This window comes from Halobacteriovorax sp. YZS-3-1, assembly GCF_047084945.1.
GTDB lineage: Bacteria > Bdellovibrionota > Bacteriovoracia > Bacteriovoracales > Bacteriovoracaceae > Halobacteriovorax_A > Halobacteriovorax_A vibrionivorans.
Map to the genome: position 1 here is coordinate 1,195,692 of NZ_JBKIYI010000001.1, position 22,490 is coordinate 1,218,181.

General features: G+C 35.0%; 20 protein-coding genes. 4 read left to right on the top strand and 16 right to left on the bottom strand.

The genetic code is table 11. The annotated features are described in order from the left end of the window. Nucleotides 1-57: 57 nt before the first annotated feature. The gene (locus ACMAZI_RS05785; RefSeq protein ID WP_412473580.1) at nt 58-1,020 is read left to right on the top strand and encodes a histone deacetylase; all 963 of its coding nucleotides are present in this window, start codon (nt 58-60) and stop codon (nt 1,018-1,020) included. Here ACMAZI_RS05785 and ACMAZI_RS05790 read toward each other — a convergent pair. From ACMAZI_RS05790 to ACMAZI_RS05815, 6 genes are all read right to left on the bottom strand, one after another. Continuing rightward, entirely contained in the window at nt 1,010-2,389 is a 1,380-nt protein-coding gene (locus tag ACMAZI_RS05790) for an HAD-IG family 5'-nucleotidase (protein WP_114705156.1), read from the bottom strand. The genes ACMAZI_RS05785 and ACMAZI_RS05790 overlap by 11 nt on opposite strands. Before the next feature lie 151 nt (nt 2,390-2,540). Next, nucleotides 2,541-4,487, bottom strand: coding sequence for a bifunctional 2',3'-cyclic-nucleotide 2'-phosphodiesterase/3'-nucleotidase (locus tag ACMAZI_RS05795; protein WP_120405139.1), 1,947 nt, complete (start codon nt 4,485-4,487; stop codon nt 2,541-2,543). Between the two features lie 8 nt (nt 4,488-4,495). Then, a complete protein-coding gene (locus ACMAZI_RS05800; RefSeq protein WP_114705154.1) occupies nt 4,496-4,915 on the bottom strand; it encodes a hypothetical protein in 420 nt (139 codons plus the stop codon). A gap of 9 nt (nt 4,916-4,924) precedes the next feature. Continuing rightward, complete coding sequence (locus ACMAZI_RS05805) at nt 4,925-5,629, bottom strand: 5'-methylthioadenosine nucleosidase (protein WP_120405138.1); 705 nt, start codon at nt 5,627-5,629, stop codon at nt 4,925-4,927. Nucleotides 5,630-5,707: 78 nt separating this feature from the next. Then, a complete protein-coding gene (locus ACMAZI_RS05810; protein WP_412473579.1) occupies nt 5,708-6,466 on the bottom strand; it encodes a glutathione S-transferase family protein in 759 nt (252 codons plus the stop codon). A 160-nt stretch (nt 6,467-6,626) separates the two neighbouring features. Beyond that, nucleotides 6,627-7,514, bottom strand: coding sequence for a DMT family transporter (locus tag ACMAZI_RS05815; protein WP_114705151.1), 888 nt, complete (start codon nt 7,512-7,514; stop codon nt 6,627-6,629). A gap of 133 nt (nt 7,515-7,647) precedes the next feature. Here ACMAZI_RS05815 and ACMAZI_RS05820 point away from each other — a divergent pair, with 133 nt between their 5' ends. Continuing rightward, nucleotides 7,648-8,010: a c-type cytochrome gene (locus tag ACMAZI_RS05820; protein WP_158536711.1), complete on the top strand. Its 363-nt coding sequence runs from the start codon at nt 7,648-7,650 to the stop codon at nt 8,008-8,010. Nucleotides 8,011-8,055: 45 nt separating this feature from the next. On the opposite strand, the gene ACMAZI_RS05825 is transcribed toward ACMAZI_RS05820, so the two are convergent. The 5 genes from ACMAZI_RS05825 to ACMAZI_RS05845 all read right to left on the bottom strand — a co-directional run bounded on the left by ACMAZI_RS05825 (nt 8,056) and on the right by ACMAZI_RS05845 (nt 14,342). Next, a complete protein-coding gene (locus ACMAZI_RS05825) occupies nt 8,056-8,646 on the bottom strand; it encodes a hypothetical protein (protein ID WP_114705149.1) in 591 nt (196 codons plus the stop codon). A gap of 162 nt (nt 8,647-8,808) precedes the next feature. Beyond that, the gene (locus ACMAZI_RS05830; protein WP_412473578.1) at nt 8,809-11,883 is read right to left on the bottom strand and encodes an efflux RND transporter permease subunit; all 3,075 of its coding nucleotides are present in this window, start codon (nt 11,881-11,883) and stop codon (nt 8,809-8,811) included. 9 nt (nt 11,884-11,892) lie between these two features. Further along, entirely contained in the window at nt 11,893-12,555 is a 663-nt protein-coding gene (locus tag ACMAZI_RS05835; protein WP_412473577.1) for an efflux RND transporter periplasmic adaptor subunit, read from the bottom strand. Further along, nucleotides 12,555-13,856, bottom strand: coding sequence for a TolC family protein (locus ACMAZI_RS05840; protein WP_120405134.1), 1,302 nt, complete (start codon nt 13,854-13,856; stop codon nt 12,555-12,557). Before ACMAZI_RS05840 ends, ACMAZI_RS05835 begins: the two co-directional genes overlap by 1 nt. 33 nt (nt 13,857-13,889) lie before the next feature. Beyond that, on the bottom strand, nt 13,890-14,342 hold the full coding sequence (locus ACMAZI_RS05845) for a MarR family winged helix-turn-helix transcriptional regulator (protein WP_120405133.1): 453 nt from the start codon (nt 14,340-14,342) through the stop codon (nt 13,890-13,892). A gap of 93 nt (nt 14,343-14,435) precedes the next feature. Between ACMAZI_RS05845 and ACMAZI_RS05850 the strand changes: the two genes are divergently transcribed. Further along, nucleotides 14,436-14,969: a TetR/AcrR family transcriptional regulator gene (locus ACMAZI_RS05850; protein WP_334678271.1), complete on the top strand. Its 534-nt coding sequence runs from the start codon at nt 14,436-14,438 to the stop codon at nt 14,967-14,969. A gap of 1 nt (nt 14,970) precedes the next feature. Here ACMAZI_RS05850 and ACMAZI_RS05855 read toward each other — a convergent pair whose 3' ends face one another. Further along, nucleotides 14,971-16,245 (bottom strand): acetyl-CoA hydrolase/transferase family protein, encoded by a 1,275-nt coding sequence (locus ACMAZI_RS05855; protein ID WP_412473576.1) that lies wholly within the window; start codon nt 16,243-16,245, stop codon nt 14,971-14,973. Between the two features lie 115 nt (nt 16,246-16,360). Here ACMAZI_RS05855 and ACMAZI_RS05860 point away from each other — a divergent pair, with 115 nt between their 5' ends. Continuing rightward, entirely contained in the window at nt 16,361-17,689 is a 1,329-nt protein-coding gene (locus ACMAZI_RS05860; RefSeq protein WP_120405130.1) for an MATE family efflux transporter, read from the top strand. Nucleotides 17,690-17,693: 4 nt separating this feature from the next. On the opposite strand, the gene ACMAZI_RS05865 is transcribed toward ACMAZI_RS05860, so the two are convergent. The 4 genes from ACMAZI_RS05865 to ACMAZI_RS05880 all read right to left on the bottom strand — a co-directional run bounded on the left by ACMAZI_RS05865 (nt 17,694) and on the right by ACMAZI_RS05880 (nt 22,286). Further along, nucleotides 17,694-18,347, bottom strand: a complete 654-nt coding sequence (locus ACMAZI_RS05865) for a response regulator (RefSeq protein WP_412473575.1) — start codon at nt 18,345-18,347, stop codon at nt 17,694-17,696. Beyond that, nucleotides 18,348-21,347, bottom strand: a complete 3,000-nt coding sequence (locus tag ACMAZI_RS05870; protein ID WP_412473574.1) for an ATP-binding protein — start codon at nt 21,345-21,347, stop codon at nt 18,348-18,350. It abuts the gene before it with no gap. A 26-nt stretch (nt 21,348-21,373) separates the two neighbouring features. After that, nucleotides 21,374-21,739: a response regulator gene (locus tag ACMAZI_RS05875; protein WP_114705139.1), complete on the bottom strand. Its 366-nt coding sequence runs from the start codon at nt 21,737-21,739 to the stop codon at nt 21,374-21,376. 163 nt (nt 21,740-21,902) lie between these two features. After that, nucleotides 21,903-22,286: a response regulator gene (locus ACMAZI_RS05880; protein ID WP_120405127.1), complete on the bottom strand. Its 384-nt coding sequence runs from the start codon at nt 22,284-22,286 to the stop codon at nt 21,903-21,905. Between the last annotated feature and the right edge of the window lie 204 nt (nt 22,287-22,490).

Below are 22,490 nucleotides of genomic sequence, written 5' to 3' on the forward strand. Positions count from 1 at the left end.
GGTATAACTATATAATATTAGTATTGATAAGCAAGTCCGAAAACGAAGGTTTTAGTAATGACCAAAACAAGCTCAAAAATTTTCTACATGGAAGACTCTCTTGGAAGTTATCTTGATTACGGTATTGGAGTTCCTCTTAAGGATGAACGTGTCACAAGAATACTAGATAATTTTAAAGATAATCCATCTCTTGAAAGACGTAGGCTTACTAAATTCAAATTAAGTGATCTCTTATTGGCCCATACTGATCGCTTCTATATGCGAGCTGTTGGTGATTCGACAAATCTCGTCTTACAAGCTTATGAACTAATTAATGATGATGGATCTTTTCATCGCTACGAACCAGATAGTGCAAAAAGGCCATTGAAAGATTTTATAATGAGGGCCCTTGCCCACTGTGAAGGGACATACCTTGCCGCTGAAAATGCTTTAGAAACTGGTTTTAGTTATCACCTTGGTGGTGGCATGCACCATGCAAAGAGTAGTGAACCAGGAGGGTTTTGTCTCTTTAATGATATTGTTATCGCCATTAGAAAATTACAAAAAGAAAAGGGCCTAGGAAAGTGCCTTGTGATTGATATGGATGCTCATAAAGGTGATGGTACTGCAGAGATCTTAAAAGATGATAAGACGATTGATTGTCTCTCTATTCACATGAAAGATGGCTGGCCTTTGGATAATCCAGACAAAACGAATTCAAGCTTTATTCCTAGTACATGGGATATTCCTGTAACTGCTGATGATAATTATTTAGAGAAGTTAGAAAAAGTGAAGGATTTAATTTCTGATAAGTACGACCTTTGTATTGTCGTTCAAGGTGCCGATGTTTATGAAAAAGACATTCTTGAAAGTGCAAAAGGAATTCAGCTTAGTTTGGAAGAGTGTTTAAAGCGTGATCTCTTTATGAAGAACTTTTTAGAAGAGAGAAAAATTCCCCAGGCCTGGGTTATGGCCGGGGGATATGGTGACGAGGTATACCGCGTCTTTTTACAATTCTTACAAAATACTTTTAAAAATTAGGCTCTGTAATTTCGTGAGCTAAGACTCTCTTCGTTGGTCTAAAGTACGTACGTGGAGTGTATTCAAGTAAGTCCGTAATCTTTGCCATGTAAAAGCAGGCATACTTTTCAACTTGATCAGCAAAACGAGATTCTTCTAAACCAGCACGCATCATCTCTCCCCAATGAGGATTGAAAAATTGTCTGTAAGTTTCAAGATGTTGAGAAATCTTAGTGTTGATCTTATCAATCTCACTAAAGATTTTTCCAATATCTTCCTTGTTATACTTTTCAGGATCTTCGTGCTTAAGAAGTTCTAATTTATTAAGTTCATGCTCAAGCTTTTCTTTCTTCTTCATCTCGGCATCAATTAAGGCCTGTGTCGGTGCTGATTTTTTAATTGCATCGATTTCACTTTGAAGAGGGTCGAAGATTAAGGCAGTTCTCCAATTAAAAGTTTTCTTTAATGTTAGAACGTCACCGTAGATATGGTCTCCTAGATAAAGAATCTCTTCACCTTCTAGTCCCAGGTCTTTTTGAAGTTTTCCTGCCCATCCACCTTGGTAGACTTTATTTTGCTCTAGAGGTCCTTCTGCATTTGTCATAAATCCAGTGTCAGGATTAATTTCTAAGAACATATTACTTACACTAAAGAAGCGTGGCTTAAATGCAAGACAGATTGAAATGTCAAAAAGCTCCATCCAACTATCGTGTTCCTTTAGGAATGGATCAATCGTGTGCTCCATAAGGCTCTTTGTCCAGCTCCATTCACTATTAGTGATAAGAATAAGCTTCTTTCCAAATCTCTTGAAGCGCTCAAGAAGTTTTGCAACTTCCGGATCTGCAATAATAAAGTCTTCAAGATTTTCTTGAACATGACCTTTAAGTGAACCATCAGAGTGGGCAATATCAATGACTTCTTTTATATCGCTAGATAGAGTCTCATAATCTGGTAATTTCAGGCCATTATCTTTTAGATCCACTAGATTTGAAAACATTGCTCCATTTGAAATTGAGAAGTTTGTATCTAATGATTGATACTGATCTGAATTTAGATCAATAATACTATTGCCATAGATTTCCGTTAGGTCACGAAAGTCAATTGACTTTGTCCCATGCTTTGCAATCTTAACTTTTCCATAGCGATTTGTTTGAAGAATATTTCCTCTTAACTTATCAATAATAAGGCCTTGAATAACTTGGTTGAAATCAAACTTTATATTGGTAATCTCTGCTGGATACTTCTTAATCTCAACTAGTTTTTCTAGTACAAGTTCAAAAACAAATTTTTCAAATGCCTCTGTTTTATAGCGAACTAATGTATAGTCCATATCAAAACCGATGGCCTTGATCTTCTTCATGTTTAATGTTCTATTGACGTAAACAGACATATTAAATTCCTTTTATAAATCTATCCAAGAATTATTCTCGGACCGTAGATTTTAGCTTCAAAGGAATAAAAAGTCATATTATTAATGTGTTAAGGTGTAAATCTAATGACTTACACCTTAATGACGCTCTTGGTAAGTATGTGTATGGCCACTACTTTAGGTTGATTTGATAGCGTGCAAAACCTTCTTCATCCAGGCCATCCAGTCGCTTTAAAGGATAGATTGCATTCTCCTTTATAAATCGGCTTGCCTTTTTTGAAGGTGAGGTTTCAAAATATACTTTTAGTTTTTCAGCATTTGGAACTGATTTTATTTTCCAATTCATATTAGGCTTTGCTTCAACAAAACCTTTTTTCTTACTTTCACTTCTAATGTAATTTATTAGTACTTGGCGGTTAGTATCAGGAGCTGTAATAACAACATTTTCTTTTACTGTTCCCGAGAATTTTCCACCTGTAGCGCGATAATTATTTGTTGCTAGAATAAATTCTTGATTATCTTTTACCGGCTTACCATTGTACTTTAGGTTCTTAATTCTAAAAGAGTCTTTGTTTAGAACTTTACAGTCTTCGTCAAAATGTCTTCTTTCTGTGACGTCGATCTCATAAGTAACACCATCGATATTATCGAAGTTATAAGTACGAAATCCTCCCCAGTTGATAAGAGGTTGCTCCTTAAAGTAGTTAGTATCAATGTGAGCAAACATACCAGCAGAACACTCAAGCCACATTCTGACATCTTTACCTGTAATTTTTAGGGCATAAAGAATATTTGGATAAAGATAGAGATCTGCTGCATTTCTAATCGTTAATTCACCTTTTGAGACATCTGTATAACCATTTGGATCATTCTTTCTTCCACCGGCCTTAAAAGGGGCCACAGCTGATAGAACAGGAAGATCACTTAAGTTAGCATCTCCTTGAATGGCCTTTTTAACATAGTCCATTTGTGCATTTGATACAATTTGAGTTGTTGCATCATCTTGAATAAGAGAAAGGAAACTATAGAAGTCTTGTTTTGAAGAACCAATTTTCTTGTCTGCTAATTTTAAAGTTCTTTGATGATCTTCTTCTATGATCTCACTTAACTCTAAATCAGGCTTCACACTCATATCTGAGTTTCGATCATAGATTGATTCGACACTAGACTGCCCATCAATGACACTCCAAATAGTTCCATCGTAATTAAGTTTTAAATCGATGATTCCAATATGAGATCCCCATTTTCCTGGCATAACTGCAGCTTTACCATTGATAGTCCCTTTCTTGGCATCAATACCTTCGATCCCTTCATATTCTTTAGAAGGAAATACTGCATGAGTATGACCAAAAGCAATAGCATTAATAAATGGTAGCTTACTTAAATAGAAGACAGAGTCTTCAGCATAGAGTTTATATTTATCAGTACTAATTCCCGAATGGGGGATGGCAATAATGATATCAGCACCTTCATTTTTCATTTTAACGGTTAGCTCTTTTGCTACTTCGACAATATCTCGAGCAATCACTTTCCCTTCAAGGTTTGCCTTATCCCAAAACATAATTTGAGGTGGTACAAAACCAATATAGCCAATCTTTAATTTATGTTTTTTACCTTTTGTATCGACGACTTCCTTTTCTTTAATAATATATTGCTTAAAGTATGGAGCACCTGGTTTGCCATTTTCGTCTTTGAAAACGTTTGCATTGATATATGGGAAATTAGCATCTTTTAAGGACTCGTTTAAGAAGTCTAGTCCGTAATTAAATTCATGATTTCCTATATTACCCACATCATATTTTAAATGATTCATTAACTTAAAAGCTGGGTGGGTTCCTTCTTTTCCATAGCTGGCCACGAAGTCGGCCATAGGGCTTCCTTGAATGAGGTCACCATTATCGACCAAAGTATAATTATCTGCGGATTTAATGTATTTCTTAATGAGGGTTGCTGTTTTAACTAGTCCATACTTCTTACTTTCACGATTTTGATAATAATCATAATCTTTGTAGTACCCATGAATATCAGTTGTTTCGATGATACGTAATTTAACTTGTGTCTGATTCTGACAACTAATTAAAAAAGTGAGTGAAAGTGAAAGTAAGAAGAAGTTTTTCATATTTAATCCTAGTAATAACGTCCTGAAGAATAAGTTGCATCAAACATGCGGGCAATTCCATATACTTCGACATTTCCTTTTAAACCTGCAAATCCATAGACCTGTGCTTGGCCGTAAACTTTTGCATTTTCCCATACTGAAGCTGTATCAAAAACTTCTGCATCTCCATAAACATGAGCATTGCCCCATACTTTAGCATAGTCTGAAATAATGGCATTACCAGTTATCTTAGCATGACCTGTAATTTGGGCCTTATCACAAATTTGCGCATTCTCTCCGATGTAGACACTATCTGAAACATAGGCCGTGGTTGCGACAAATCCACCTTGAGATCCATCAGCATTAATTCTATATTCACCTTCTTGTCCTGCGCATGGAGCTGCTAGTAATGGTAAAGAAATAAGTGTTGCAAGTGCATACTTCATCATTGTTTTCTCCTATATTTTTTCGATTAATTCGATTAATTTTTCACCGAGATTTTCTGATGCTAATTTTAAGTTAGCAAAGAACTCTTCCTCTGTTGGATGTTCTCCATCGACGATATCGGTAACTGATTTTAAAAATAGGGTAGGAATCGAGTACTGGTCTGTTACCCATGCAATAGCTGCAGCTTCCATATCTTTTAAAAGAGCAAGATTACTTTCGATAAGCTTCTCATCTTCAGGACTCATATCAAGAGAGTCACCTGTTGAGATAATACCAGTTTCGATACCTAAGAGAGTTGCAAACTTCTTTGCAATATCATGTTGTGACTTATATGTTCCATAATCTTGGTAGCCAGGAATTGGGATTCGGCGATCGTGAAAAACTGTTGTTTCCACAGTATAGACTTTTCCAATATCGGCGCCACGCTTTTTGAATCCACCGGCCGTTCCAGCATTGATTATAAAGTCTGCATTAAAGTCTTTTATGGCAGTAATTGTTGAGATAACAGCAGGTGCTGTCCCAACATTTTGAACCTTATTTCTTTTACATTCACCACTTATAATAATTGAAATATTGTGCTGATGATATTGAGTTTTGTAGACTTTCATTGGTAGATGATCATCAATTTTCTCAGCTTGATCTGGGTTAATTTTAAGTTTTTCTAGTAAAGGCTTGGCCTCTGAATCCATGGCCATGATTACAGCAATATTCTTCATTAAATACCTCAAATAATAATACTCTAATAGTGTAGAATACTTTCGTCATTAATTGAAATATTTGTGCCTTACTTTTAATTAGTCGAGATGTGAGGGATGAATATTATTCTTTGATCTCGTTTGAGCGGCCACTCTTAGTAACCATCGAGATACACGAGGATACTTCGGTCTTATTTTTTTTGAAAAGTCACTGGCAGCAAGTAAGCTCGAACTAAGATGACAATATGCTATAATGTCGACTAATTTGATCTGATTACCAAGTAGAAACTCATTTGTGGTAACAAGGCCATCAATGTATTTTAATTGCTCTTCAAAATGAGAATTCCCTAATTCTGGTTCAAGTCTAAAAATATCAAAACTAAACGTTGAATGTAGTAGTGCTTCCTTTATTGGCTCTGCAACTTTATTGAGATCTTCTTGTTTATCAAATTGATACTTGGCCGCTTTTTGAAACTTCTTCTTTATAGTAGCGTAGCCGTTTGGATTGATGAAAGACATATAAACGCATGAGGCCCTAAGACTTGTCAGTGCCCAGTCTCTTAGCATTTGTTCTTGTACCATTTGACTTTGTGGCACTTGGAATAGCTCAGATTCTTCTCTTAATTCTTTTAGGTATTTAATAGCGTTTCGTACCCCGAAGAATTTCTTATCTCTATCTTGAATAATAGGAAGGCCAGAAAGCTTATCCTTGGCACCATTTAATTCTGAAACAAGGGGGATGGCCTTAATATCAAAATCAATATTTAAAAATGATAAGCATCGATTAATAATTGAGCACGATGGACTAAATGATTCGATCTCGTCACTACCAGACCAAGAGTAAAGTATTTTATTCATGAGCTAACAATCGGATACGTTCGATTATTATTTAGAGAAAATATAAGAAACGTTCAACTTTAATAAGCTTTTTGAAACAAAATAATTATTTCTAAATGAATTAAGTCGAAAAAATCGCTCCTGTCTCCTTGTGCTTAAATAGATTTTGTGAATTTTCTCCTTAATTCGAAGAGCGTATTGATAGTCGAGTACCGAGATATATACAAATTAAGAGAATGGCCGCACCCACAATTTCAAGTGATGAGTATGGCTCATTAAATCGATAAATACTAAGGATTTTTGCTATTACTGGTTGAAGTAAAATAATTAGACCAGAGACAGAAAGGGGTGCTTTTTTTAGTCCGTAACTAATAAGAGACCAACCAATTATTTGGCAAAGCACGGCCAGTCCCATTACTGAAGGTAAATGTGTAATATTAACTTGTGAGTAACCGCTCTCAAACTGAGCACTTACTAATAATAGAAGTCCAGTAACAAGAGAAGAATATGTAATGATATCTAATGCTGTGATTTTATTTTTAAAGTTTAATAATGTTGTTTTCTTTATTGAGGTTGTATAAAGAGAATAGCAAAGACCAGTTGCAAGGCCAAATAATACACCCCAAAAGAAATCTTCCGACTTATAAAATTTGACTTGTCCCTTTAGAATTAAGAAGACACCAGAAAAAGCAAAGAAGAAGACTAATAACTTTTTTAAAGTGACTTTTTCTTTATAAAGAATAAGTCCAAAAACTAGCAAGTAAAAGACTTGAGTGTTTCCTAAAATTGTTGCCATTCCTGCTCCAATTAAGTGAACAGAGCGATGCCAGACAAATAAGTCTAAAGCAAAACATATTCCTATGACGGCCGTCATAGAATAGAAGCGAATATCTTTGATATAGTGTTTTTTAATAAATAATTGGTAAAGAAGAAGTATTGATCCAGCAATTCCACAACGAAGGGCGCCGATCATACTAGGAGATATATCACTACTTAAGTTTTTTACAAAAATTGGTGCTAAGCCTATACAGATGGTGCCTAAAATAAGGCTTATAACGCTCTTGTTCATATTAGTCCTCACTAAGATTCAAGAGTATAGCCGAAACTATAGTTAGAAGGGTATATTTTCTTTAAATTTTGCTGACGATTTGCCGATAATTTCATAAAGTATGTGTACGCTATAATTATAAAGGAGATATATTGTGAATTTATTTAAAATCACTATTGTTGCCGCTCTACTTAGTGTTAGTGCCTTCGCTGGAGACGCTGCAAAAGGTAAAGCTATCTACAAAAAAGTAAACTGTGCTCTATGCCACAACGCTGATGGTATGGGAAAAGCAAAAGATGGAAAATTAGCAATCGTTAAAGGACCAAGAATTGCAGGTCTTGATGCTGCTTATATTGCTGAGCAAGTAACAGCAATTAAGTCAAAGAAGAGAAAGACTAAGTACACGACAATGATGTGGACTAAAATTAGAGGTCTCTCTGACAAAGATATCAAAGATGTAGCTGCTTATGTAAGCACAATGTCTAAGGATAAATTTAAAGGAATGTTACAAAAGTAATTCCATAAAAAGAAAGGCCGCTTATAGCGGCCTTTTTTATATATTCTATTTAACTTCTAAGAAAATTCTAAATCCACCATAACTCTGATTGTATTCATCTGAAATCTCATCATTTGAAATTTCTACTTTACGGTTTAAATTGAAATCAAAGCTTGTTGTAACGGCCTGTCCATCTAGATACTTTCTAAGCTCTTCCTTTGTAAGAAGATCTTGAATATCGAAATTTACAGTAATTGATGACTCTTTTGAGTAATCCTTAATAGCAACTTTAGATAGGCTTTTATATGAGCCGTCTTTATAGAAGTGGAGGTTAGCTGACTTTGTTATAACGCTAACTTCTTCATTGCGAAACGTTCGATATGAGAAAAGATCAAAGATATTCTTCTCTTTGAATGCAAAGCCTTTGTCTGTCTCTTTACACTCTAGCATTTGAATATTTATTGTTAACTCAACACTTCCACTTTGCTGCTTGGCCTTATAGCTCTTTACTCGATAGGATTGTAATTTATTTCTAAAGACATCCTGCTTTGAGCTACAAGTAGATAGATTTCCATCCATTACTTTAACTACTTTATTAACAGGTGTTGCGTGGCAAACTCCACTACATAGTACTGACGTTAAAATTAGTGATTTCATATACTTCTCTCATATTTCAATAAATAATGAACATGTATATCATAGTCAGGAATTTAGTGGTGATTTGCAGAAAATTTACATAGCTGGTGACTAATATATAAGCAAAAAAAAGGCCCTGCATTACCTGCAGGGCCCAAGAGAGAGTTTTTATGCATTCATGCATTAATTGAGAGGCTGGGGAGCGCTCTCTATTTGTTCTTTTTTTTGTTTTCCAAGACCTGTGATCCACTTCTTTACTCTGTAGATAACAAGGTGGATTGTTGGAACGAGGGTGTAAGTAAAGAATATTGAGCCTAACATTCCTCCTACGAGAACTGCACCCATTGCAGACTTGATCTTATCGATCATAAAGAGCTGGGGCATAGTACCTGCAATAATTGCAATAGAGGTCATAAGGATGGGCTTTAGCTTTTCTTTGGCCCCTAACCATAGTGCTTCTTTTATCTCAAATCCTTCATCAAGTTTTTGCTGGGTAAATTCAATCATTAGAATGGCATTATTTACAGCAAGACCTACAACCATTACGATGGCCATCATTGAACCAATATTAATTGTTTGGTCTGTATAGAACATCATTAAGAATGAGCCTAGAAAAGAAGTTAGAATTGCTGAGCCAATTGAAATAGGGAAGACAAAAGAGTTTAAAATGGCCACTAGAAGCATATAAGTCAATATTACTGCTAGCATAAAGGCCTTACCCATTTCTTGTTGTGATTCCTTTTGGCTTTCTGCTTGCCCTGCAAACATGAATTTCGTTCCTTCTGGAAGGTCCGCTTTGTTAAACTTTCCTGCAAGATCTCCCATGATAGCACCGACTACACCTTTTACGACATAGGCCTTAACTTGGATAATTCTTTCTTTATCACGTCTTTTTAGTGGCGATGTTGCTTCAACGACTTTTACATCACCAAGAGTTGAGATTGGGATAAGACCATCTTTTCCATGAATTAAGAATTTATCAAAATCAGATATATTTCTTTTAAACTCTGGAGCAAGTGTGACATTGATATCGTATTCTTCACCATCTTCTTTGTAGACTGCATCGTCGTTTCCATTAACAAGGGCGCGGATTGTTCCACCTAGTCGAGAACTTGAAAGGTTTTGACGAATAACTTTTTGAGGCTCAGACATAAATTGAATTTCCATTTTTGGAATTCGGTATGAGCTTTCAATAGAACTAAAGTATCCAGAGTTCTTCATAATCTCTTGCATCTTTTTAGAAGCAATAATCATTTCATCAAAATTTCGCCCCGTGATATTAATGGTAATATCACCTTCGTTACCTGAGTTTCTATTACCACCAGAGAGTGTAATTTCAGCTTCAGGAATATTTGAAACTTTAGGAAGAATATCGTCCATGACGTCTTTGAAGCTTCTCTTTCTTGAAGCTGCTGGTGTCATATTTACTGTAATTCTTGAACGCTCTTCACCGTCATATCCAATATCAGCAAGAGTTGAAACTACTTCAGGATATTCTCTAATAACTTTTGCAACCTGCTGCGAAACTTCCGCTGTTTTCTCTACTGGTGTACCGTCTGGCATTAGAATATAGGCCGTAAACTCATCTCGGTCTGACTTTGGAAGAAACTCGTTACCAACTCGCGCAGCAGGGTAGACGATTGTAAAAAAGATTCCCATTAAGATGATAATGGAAGTTATCGGCCAGCTCATGAACTTATCAAAGAACCACTTATATTGTTTTGTTACCCAACCAAGAAGGCGATCAACAAGATGAGATAATTTTGGAAACGGACCTTTTAAAGTATCTGGGTCTTTAAGTAAGAGGGCACAAAGCATTGGCGTAAGGGTTACTGAAGCTAGGATTGAGAAAATTGTCGCATAAACAACAGTCATTCCAAATTGCAACATGAATTTACCAACAACACCACCCATGAAAGCGAGGGGAGTGAAAACAACAAGGTTAGTTCCTGAAGATGCCATTACGGCCAAGAGAACTTCTTTTGTTCCATCAATTGCTGCATTCTCTGAACTCTTACCCATCTTTAAATGCTTATATACGTTTTCAATGATAATAAGTGCATTGGCAATTAATGTACCTAGACAGGTACCAAAAGCAAGGAGAGTCATAACATTTATCGAAAATGACGACATATCCATAATAAATAATGTCGAAATAATTGAAGTCGGAATAACGATACTTGCAATCAAGGCACCACGCCAATCACCTAAGAAAGTTAGAAGAATCGCAATTGTTAACCCAATACCGATAAAAATCGATTGAATTGTCCCTTTTGTGTCATTCAATGTGATCTTAGTTGTATCGACAACTAGTTCAAGCTTCATTCCTTCTGGAAGTTCAGATCGAACTTCATCAAGAGAGTTTTTTACTGTGTTAACAATCTTGATCGCATCACCATCTGAGAGCTTTAAAATCGATAGACCTACGACGTCTTTACCATTGAACTTTGCCATTGTTTCAACGTCTTTAAAGCTATCTGTGACACTACCAAATTCTCTTAACTTAAAGACTTGTCCTTCTCGTGAGACAACTTCAAGGTTTCTAATCTCTTCAACATTGGCAAATTCACCAACAAATCTAACACTAATATTAGAGTTTTCACGTTTGATTGAACCACCTGGTATATTTAAGTTCTTTCGAGAAATTGCAGTAATAACATCTTCAATAGAAAGGTAGTTCTGAATAAGAAGGTTATTATCAAGTTCGATACTGATTTCTCTTTCTTGTCCACCAAAGATATCAACGGAAGCGACTCCATTAATTGATGAGAGCCTCGATTTTAGTTTCTTATCGGCATATTCATAAGTCTCAGTTAAATCGTGTTTAGAACTCGATAATGCAAGAGTTGCAATCGGTCTAATGAGTGGATCAAATTTAGCAATAATCGGTCGATCTGCACCATCTGGAAATTCATTTAAGATGGCCTCTACCTTATCTTTAACTTCAATTGACTTTATATTGGCATCAGCTTCAATCTCAAATTCGATCACAACGATACCAAAGCTGTCTCTAGCATCAGATTTTATCTTTTTAATTTGCGATACTTCAGAAATCTCATCTTCAATTTTCTTTAAGATTTGAGATTCAATCTCCTCAGGAGATGCACCAGCATAAACTGTTTGTACTGTAATAATAGGTAGCTCAACTTTTGGTGTTGGCTCAATTATAAGGTTTCCTATTGAGACGAGTCCCATAACCATAAATATGGCAATGAAAATGATCGTCGTTGCAGGTCTTTTAACAAATATTTCAATCATCTTCTTCTCCTATTCTAAGACGGACTCAACAATGTTGATCTTCTCACCATCTTTCAAATAACGCTGATCACTTAGGACAACTTTTTCACCTTCTTTAAGTCCTGACTTAATAGCAAAGTATTCCTTGTTATCACTAATTGTGACAATATCTCTTCTTTGAACTGTGTTATCGTCATTAACAATATAGACATGGTCAGTACCACCACGATTTGAAACAGCGTCTCTTTTTACAACAAGAGTATTCTTTGTCTTACTCGTTTGTATATTCATGACGTATAGATTCGTTGGTAGCTTTTGATTTGCAAAAGAGACGACAATCTTATGAAGTCCTGAAAGACGATTTGCTCGTTTTTCAACAGAGACAACTGATCCATAAAGGGATTCGTTATTTAGCCTTATACTGGCCAAGGCCCCGGGCTTGATTTGTGTCGCTATCTTGGGTGCTACTGAGGCATATATCTTTGAACCAAGATTATTACCTGTTACAATTACATTATTAGTGAAAGACTTTCTTAAGACTTTTGTAATATTAACTGGAGTTCCGGTTTTTTCTCTAATTGTAAAAACAGTAGGTGTCACTTTCATTTTTTGTTTTTGTATCTGCTTATCTTTAACAAAAAGACTCGCACCGTATATAAGGCCAATAATTAAAACAAAGACTAATTGCTTCATTATCTACCTCCTTTATTTCTTGAACTAGTTTTTGTCAGAAGTCTGTCCATTTCTGCACGTGTTATTTGTATTTGTAATTTCGTTTGTGCAAGACTTAGTCGGTTCTGTGTTAATTGGATCTCGCTATCATTCAATTGCAATTGTGAAACTCCACCAGATCGAAAAGAACTAAGAGCAACTTTATAAGAAGAAGATGCCAGCTCAACTGCTTCATCTTCCGCATCGTATCTTTCTTGGAGCCCTTCATAGTCTTGTTTAAGCTTTAGATATTGCGTTCTAATTTCACGCTTCATTTGTTTTAATTTAAGTGTGGCAATATTGTAGTCACTTCTTTTTATTGCAACTTCTGAGTTCTTGCTTCCGCCAAGGTCCCAGTCAAAACTAAACTGAACACCAAATGTTAAATCCTTTTGGTCATGAGTTGTTTCTCCTGCAAAGAGATCTGTTTTAGCTAGAGTAGGAGAGTAAGAAACATAGACTCCTAAGTCTGGAAGCCTTTGAGACTTTGCTAACTCGACCGAAAAGTCTGCGAGGCGAATATTTTCTTTTAAAATTTTGATATCAACAGTCTCTTCCAGTTTATTTAGATCATTTGTTGTTGAAATTTTCTTCTTTGGTCTAAGTGGGGTGCTTAATACTTCAACTTCATCTTCATAATCAAGTGCGAGATAATTCTTTAAGTCTAGAACAGCATTTTTTAGATTTTTCTTGGCGATAATCCAATTTGGTTTTCGACTTGCAAGGTCTGCTTGCATTTTTATATTATCATTTCTTGAAATTCTTCCGTATGAAACTCTATCCTCTAAAGCTTTCTTGTTCTTAAGAGCGTTCTTATATGAGTCGTAAGTGATTTTAACAATTTCTTCATTGAATAAAACTCTGTAGTAGAGCTGCTTTGCGACGTTTATTACTTGTGCATTTGTTGACGTTGTATTTAGTTCACTAATTCTTTTTGCAGATTCTGCAATACTCTTTCCATTGCTAATCTTTCCAAATGTATATATTGGCTGAGTAAGTTGAATTGTACCGTTGTGATTCCAATCATATCCGTAAGGAACAAAGTTTCCTTCACCATCACTTTTTCTTATGCCAGCTGTAATCGAAAGAGTTGGAAAGTAGTTTGAGTTTGCGCTACTTAGTGCTTCTTGGGCCTGGTCTAATTCTTCTTTAGCAATACCGATAGTTTCATTTCGCTTTATCGCTAAATCGATTACTTTATTTTCATCTAATTTATAATTTGCTGCATATGCACTGGAAATTAGGCATAGCGCTGCCGCAACTAAATATTTTAGTTGTTTCATTTGTCTCTCCTTTTAAATTCTAAGTCTTACAACTTAACGTCTGCTATTGTAGAATTCCTCTATGAAGATCATTTGAGAAAGTAGTTTCTGTCTTTCTTCTTCACTAAATTTAGAATAAATCTCATCACTCATCGCAAAATATCGTGGCATGACACGATCGATTAGCTCTAGACCACTTTCTGTGAGAGCGATCTTTTTTGAGCGTGTATCGTTTTCATCAACAACTTTAGAGATAAGATTGGCCTTTTCAAGTCTTGTGACAATACCTGTGATATTGGCCTTAGATACCATTAACTCTTCTGATAATTCTGTAGTCGTAATAAATTCCTGATTACAGAATTTAAGAATTAAAAGGACATCGAATTGTGGTTTGGTTAGCTTATATTGGCCCACTTCTTCAGAGACCATTTTATCGATTATTCGCGTCGTGCGAACAATTCTTGCGATAATGCTATCCTTCAGTGCGTTAGATGTTACAATTGACATATATACTCCATATTTGTTAATGTCTTAACCATATAGTTAACATGTTAACGAATGTGAATCAAGAATATTCTTTAACACTTTTAGGAATATTATATGAAAGAAAACAAAACTAAACAGAATCTAATTGATGTTGCTCTACCGATGATGGCAGAAAGTGGTGTTTACGGTGTTAGTCTTCGCGATATTGCAAAGAAGGCCGAAATAAATGTGTCTTCTGTTCTATATCACTTTGGTTCAAAAGAGGAGTTCATCGCAACTTGTGGTGAGTTCTGTGTGCAAAACTTAGTTGAAGCGATCGATTCAATAGCTCAAAGAAATTTCACCAATATTGATGAATTAACTCATTTTATCCATCAAAAAGTTGAGGAGAGTCGTATCGAGATTACTATTATAGTTATGCTTCTAGTGATTGAAAGCTCAGGTTTTAGAGATATATACGAGAAGTACGTTGCAGATAAATTCGTTAAGGTACAAGGTAGTGAAGTTCCTTATATTCTAAATCTAAGGTCATTCATCTCATTTGGTCTTTTTAAGAGTATTGATTTAAAAGTCGCCAATTCAAAACTTGAAGGCAATGGTATAGTGGATCTACTCTGTCAGGCCACGACCTCTACAGAGGCACTGTAAGCTAGAGCTTACAGTGCAGTTCATGCCATTTTCTTTCTAATTCTTGTCGATCTTCAGGATGAGAAATCTTAATTAATTCTTGTGCTCTTTGCTTAAGTGTCTTTCCATAGAGGTTAGCAATACCAAATTCAGTTACAACATAGTGAATATGTGAGCGTGTTGTGACGACTCCTGCACCATTTTTTAATGTTGGAACAATTTTTGGTATCCCTCTTTTACTACGAGAGTTGATGACGATGATAGGCTTTCCTCCTTGTGAAAGGCTTGCGCCTCGCATGAAGTCCATTTGTCCACCAACACCTGAAATAATATGATGTCCGATTGAGTCTGCACAAACCTGTCCTGTTAAGTCGATTTCAACGGCACTATTAATTGCACAAACTTTTGGATTTCTCTTAATGATACTAGGGTTATTCACATAATCGGCTTCAAGCTGAATTACACTCGGGTTATCATTGATAAAATCATGAACATCTTTACCACCAACAATAAATGAACTTACAGTCTTTCCTCGATGAACGTTCTTCATGGAGTTATTAACTGCGCCAGACTTTATTAGTTTTAAGGCACCGTCAGACCACATCTCAGTGTGAATTCCTAAGTTCTTATGATTAGTTAAACTACTTAATACAGCATCGGGAATACTTCCTATTCCCATCTGAAGAGTGGCACCATCTTCAATGAGAGTCGCTGTAAGCTGACCAATTTTTAAATCTTCTTCGCTAAGGGGACTTCCATGACTATCTGATAGTGCGCGATTAATTTCGATAGCGTAGTCAATTTCACTTACATGAATAAATCCATCCCCATGAACACGAGGCATATGTGGATTGATTTGCGCTATGACAACCTTAGCACTATTGACCGCTGCCTTGGCCACATCAACTGAAGTTCCAAGAGTACAAAAACCATGAACATCTGGAGGGCTTACATGAATTAAAGCAAAGTCGAGGGGGACTTGTCTTGATCGAAATAGGTTTGGGATCTCAGACAAAAAGCAAGGAAGATAATCAATGCGATCATAATCCACATACTTTCTTAAGTTTCCTCCTACAAAGAGGTTTACGATATTAAATATATCTTTGTATTTAGTGTCTGCATACTTCGCTTCACCGTGTGTATGAAGATGAGTTAGTGTTACATTGTTTAGGCGCTGAGCATTTTCGATTAGTCCATTAATTAACTCAGTAGGAGTTGCATCACCACCGTGAATAAAAACATTTGAGTTTGAATAGACATGAGAGAGTGCTTCCTTTGCGCTATTTAGTAATTTCAAAAGTCCTCCTTTTTTATATCCCTAGAATACGCCTAGTGAGGTTGAAACTAAAGTTATTTTGACGACAATTTTTATATGCCATCAATTCAAAAATTAGGGTATATTCCTAGCTATTATGGTTATCGAAACAACATCAAAACGACTCAAAGAATTAATCTACTTTACTATCCCACTTGTCATCGGACAGGTTGGGCAAATGTTATTTAACGTTGGAGATATCTTTGTGGCCGGGCGCTATTCCACTGCAGCTGTTTCTTCTATTGGAGTTGCATCTGGAATGTTGGCCCCATTTGTTATGATTGGTGTATCAGCTTTATTTTCTGTAAGTGCAGTTACTGCAAGAATGAGAGGCGAGGATGCTAATCCTCATACTAATGGTGTATGGGGAAGTGGAATGACTTTGGCCTTGGGCCTAGGCTCTCTTATTTGTCTTGCTCTCTATATCTTTACGTATTTTGTCGATGCAATTGGCCTTAATAAAGAAATAGTTCCACTCGTTAAAACCTATCTGCTTTGGGTTAATATCTCCATTATCCCGGCCTTAGTTTTTCAAATGATTAAAGAATACCTTCAGGCCTTTGATAAAACTATTTTTTCAAATGTCTTAATCATAGTGATGAATATTATAAATCTCATTATGAATTATTGCTTAATGTTTGGAATTGGCCCTATTCCTGAAATGGGAATTAAGGGCGCTGCCGTTGCAACAGTTATTACCCGCTTTGTATTAGCGATCATTCTCTATGTCTATGCATATCGAGTTCTTCCAATTGAAAGTCATTTTAATAAGAAGTCATTTAAAGAGTTAATTAGGTTGGGGATACCTGTTGGTCTTGGTACATTCATTGAAGTTCTAATGTTTTCAACTGTAACTGTTCTTATTGGGAGAATGAGTCTCGTAGCATCTGCTTCACATAATATCGTTCTAAATATAGCTGGACTCACATTTATGGTTCCTCTGGCAATTAATGGAGCTGCTGGTGTTAAGGTCGGATATGGACTTGGAAGAAAAGATATGGATATGATTAAGAGTTATTCTTATGGTTGTATCTTTATGGCCGAAGCTTACATGCTTTGTATGGCAATGTTCTATTTCTTATTTCCTGAAACATTAATGAGTCTCTTCACAACAGATAAAGAGGTTATTGCTTACGGTGCAAATCTTTTCTTCTTTGTCGCCCTTTTTCAAATACCTGATGGACTACAAATTACCATGTGGGGAATCTTAAGAGGATTGGGGATGAGTAAGCTACCTATGATTTATTCGTTTTGTGGTTATTGGTTAATTGGAATCCCTGCTGGAATCTTTCTTACTTACTATCATGGAATGGAAGCTGCTGGGTTATGGGCCGGTCTTGCTATTGGCCTAACGATGGCTTCAGGTGTCTTATCGTATTTATTTGTAAAAAGAATTGGTGAACTTGAGCTTCTTTGGGAGAAGTAATAAATCATTCTTCATTATTGAGGTTTAGCATTTTAGCTTCATTCAAATAATCTTTCATTGAGTGGTCTATCGTTGGATTTAATTCTTCGATCTTATTTACAAATTGGCCAATCTTTTCAATGGCATGATCTAGTCTGTTTATTGCTTTATTATCTTTTAAGTCCTTTCTTAATACTTTAGATATATTTAGAGCGATATTTAATTGATTATTTATTTCGTGATTGTAGGTTGCCACAATCGCATGAAATAATTGTATCTGTTTGTTGTTTATATCCTTCTTATGTAGTTCTAAGACTTTTGTTTGTGTTTCTATACGAGAAAGAAGTACTTCAAATTGTATTGGCTTATTAACATAATCATTTGCACCTAAAGTTAGTGCATCAACAATTTCTGACGTTGTATTTTGAGAGGTCACCATAATGACTGGAATATTGTTTTGGCTATAATACTGACGTATCTCTTTTAGTACGTCATAGCCTGAAAATTTAGGCATCATGATATCTAATAATACAATATCTGCATCTTCTACTATTTTTATATCTTCCATGACAATTGATGGGTCATTATAAACACTCACTGTATATTGAAGCTTTTTCAACTTTGTTGAAAGGATATGAGTGGAAATCTCGTCATCATCGATGATTAATATCTTATACATTTATGCACCTAGTTCTGTGGACATCTTTGTCAATTTCTCTTGTGAAAGAAGTGATACCTCTTTGAGCTTCTTTAAATTTTCCGTTACTTCGTTAAGTTTGTGTGATCGTGCAGCATCTTCTATTAATTCAGCATATTTAATCGCTGGTACGATATGAAAGTTTGCAATGGCACTTCTATAAGAATGAGCACTAATTCTTAAGTTTTCAAAGTCTTCTTCATCAAGAGCACTTTCTATATTTTTAATTAACATCGGTGAGCTACTAAGTAGCAGATCGATTGATTCTTTTAGTAATTGCTTATCCCCATCAAACTTCAGTAGTAATTCTTCTTTTGAAATGAGCTTATTTAGATAAGGATATCCCGTCGTTGATTTCTGATACGTATTGTTCTTAGTTACAATATTTTCAGAAATAATACCTTTTAAACTTTCGAAATCTATTGGTTTAGAGAGAACTAAATCAACACCAACATCTTTAAAATCTTCATTTTTTGATACTTCAATACTTCCAGTAAGGGCGATTATTTTTGGAGCTTTTAGGCCATACTTTTCATTAATAAGCTTGGCCGTCTCAATCCCATCAAGGGTTGGCATATGGTAGTCAATAAAGACAAGATCAAAGCGTTTTTGTTCTAGTCTTTCTAGTGCTTCATGGCCATTTTTTGCGAGTGACGCTTTGATATCTAATCTCTTAAGGTACTCTTTTAAGATTTTTCGTTGGATCTGGCTGTCATCTACGACAAGTACGTTAAGGGTATTGTAACTTTCAGATATAAATAATCTTGTGTTGTGAGTAGGTGCTTCACTTGGAGTACATTCAAATTCGATCTTAACAGTAGTACCTTCTCCTGGATTACTGTCAATATTAATACTACCTTTTAAGAGTTTTATAATTCTTTTACTTATTGATAGCCCAAGTCCTGTACCACCAAAGTCTTTTGTTGTTCTAGGCTCCGCTTGTTGATAATCTTCAAATAGTTTAGGGATTTGTTCCTTGTTTATGCCAATACCTGTATCGATTACTTGTACTGATATTTTAGTCGAGTTATTACCGTTTGGTTTAAAGTCCGTAACTATTTTAACCTTTCCATTCTCAGTAAATTTAACAGAGTTACTTACGATATTATTTAAAACTTGTCTTATTCTATAAGAGTCACCTTTAAACCAAGTCGGAAACTCATTTGAGAATGAGTAGCTTATAGTGGTGTTATTCTTTGCACTCTCTAATGAAAATAGAGTGACAATATCTCTTATTAATTCTTTAAAATTGAAAACTTCTTCATTTAATTCAAGCTTATTTGATTCGAGTTTTGATAGGTCAAGAATATCATTAATTGTCTTCATTAAGGCCATAGTAGAGGACTTAATGATTTGCACCTTCTTTAAGTCCTGTTTGTTCTTTAAGTCTTTTGATAGAATATCCACCATACCAATGATTCCATTCATTGGAGTTCTTATCTCATGACTCATATTTGCTAGGATTGATGACTTTATCTTTTCTGAGTAGAGGGCCTCTTTTCTTGCTAATTCGACATTTTGATAATTATAAATTAACAGTCCTCCAAGTAATGAGATAAATGAACCAAATATTAGGACAAGCTCAGCTGTTGATGAAGAAAGGTTTGCAATATATCGATCAGTTGGTGAAATTGAGATTTTCCATTCTCCACTATTTGTATCTAAGAGGAAGCTAGTGAAATTATCATTTTTATTTCTCTTATTTGAAGAAGTATAAATAAGGTTGTTATTTTCAAGTATTCTAATTTGAAAAGTCTCTTTATCAATATCTGTGAAAACTTCATTGAAAAACTCTTTAATATTCGTTGATATGACCTGAATACCAATTAACTGATTATTAGATATAACTGGTGTTGATACGTAGACGAGAGACTCGTTATTGTTATCTTTAACAACATTGCTAATAAGGAGTTTTCGACTTTGTGATGTATTATAAAGTGTTAATTCTTTGACTCTTTTTTGGTCTAAGTTAATTGATAGCTCACGCTTCGGGTAGAAGAACCTTCTCGGAGGATCATTTAAGTAAAGCTCTAATTGTTCAAAATATTTAAAGTCGTCGTAATAGTCTTTAGCATCTTTTTCCCATCGCTTCACATTAATAGCATCACTATAGGTAAGTCGTTGAGAGAGTCTGTCAATAGCTTTTAATTTTTCTTCAATGACGATTAATACTTTACTCTCAAGATCTTGTGAATCGTGAATAATTGTTTGCTCTATTGTTTGGGCCTCATTTTGTTTAATAAATTGAGCAGCTATAACAAATGATACTAAAATAACTAATGCAGTGGGTATTGGTAGCCAGTTGAAGTAGCTACGGTGTCTAAATCTTTTAATTACATAGTAAAAGAATGCACTTGATAAGGTAAGAAAAAGAAAAGAAGTATGAATGGCCATTCTCGTATGTTTTTGCCAAACAAATGTTACATCAATTCCTAATAAATACCCTAGAAACGATGTACCAGAAAAAGCAATAATAATTGATGTGATTATTAACTTTAAAACGAGTAGTCTTCTTTCTGTAACTTTAAGTAAACTGACAAAAGATAAGGCCGAAATTAGAATGAAACATGTTGCCGTGTTAGGGGACATTCTACCGGGAAATTCTGACTTCACTAATATATAATGTTCAAGAAATAATTGATCAATACCTAAGTTGATACCGATTATATATTGAAGAAGGCTTGTGAAAGAAATCAAAAATAATATTGTTGCAAAGATATGCTGAATTAATATGCTCTTTATTCTTTTCTTATTAGATATAAAGTAAATAGTTGCAGCGGATAAGATGAAGCAAAGGGCCGTGTTAAATTGCATTGGAACAAAGTTTGGTTGTACTTGAATCAAAGAAGGGATGTTCTTTATCCAACCAAACATAACTGATGAGGCAATTAAAGTGACGATAAAAGAAGATACTTTTATTGCCGTATTTTGATCATTCAAAACTTTACTTATTTTCTTATAAATTGGAGTGAGTTTTGTCATATTCTCCTCCAGCTTAGCTGTGAGTTTTAGCGATCCAGGTATTCACTTATTTTTTCAAAATCAAACGGCTTAGAAATGAGATCGACAACGCCAAATTCCAATGCATCCTTTCTTATTTGTGGGTTAAAATAACCCGTTATGATGAGCACTGGAGGATGCGATGGATGCCTCTTTCTTAACTCTTTTAAAAGTGTCAAACCGTCCATTATAGGCATCTTTAAGTCACTTACAACAAAATCAACTTCGTTTTTCAATATGTAATCAAGTGCTGTTGCACCATCTTCGAAACCAACTGCTTCATGGCCGAGATCTTCTAGGATCTCCACATATATTTCATTCAATGTTGTTTCATCTTCAGCAATTACAACTTTCTTTCTTGTTTTATCTAACATACATGTATCTTATTGAATTTATTTAGTTTGAGCAACATATGGTGTGTTACAGAACATTGCGTTTAAAATATGATAAAAATCAGCTAATTATGGCTTTTGACTTAAGAGATATGAAAGTTTGATAAGGCTTTAGATAAGAAATTTAATATTTTTAAGAAAAAATTTAGCTGGCTTGATCAAAAGTCTTTTCAATTTTTCCAATGACATTGTCGAAATCAAATGGTTTTGTCATGAGATCAAGGGCACCTAGCTCCTTGGCCCTTAAAGTATTTGCTTCATCGATGAATCCGGTAATAATAAGAACAGGTGGAATTTCTGGGTGAATTTTTCTAAGCTCTTCGATAAGAGTTATCCCATCCATTTTTGGCATTTTTAAGTCCGTGACTAGAAAGTCTACTTGATTTTCTTTTGCAAAAGCCAGAGCCTGATGGCCATCATAAACACCAACTGTTTTATAACCAAGTGACTCAAATGCTTCAACATACATCTCATTTAAGATTGGTTCGTCTTCGGCAACTAGTATGACTTTCTTTCTATCCGTCTTCATATAAGCAGATTATATTGTTTTGCTGTTTAAATTACAAACACATAACGCTTTAATTCAAATCAATTATTAAATATCGTTTGTTTTCAATAGCTTATTAAATAGAGTGTAGTACACGCTTCTTATAGCATTGAAATATACCTTAATTTTAATGAATTCTCTGATATAGCTCAGATTAATTGTAACTTGAAGTGATAGAATTTATTA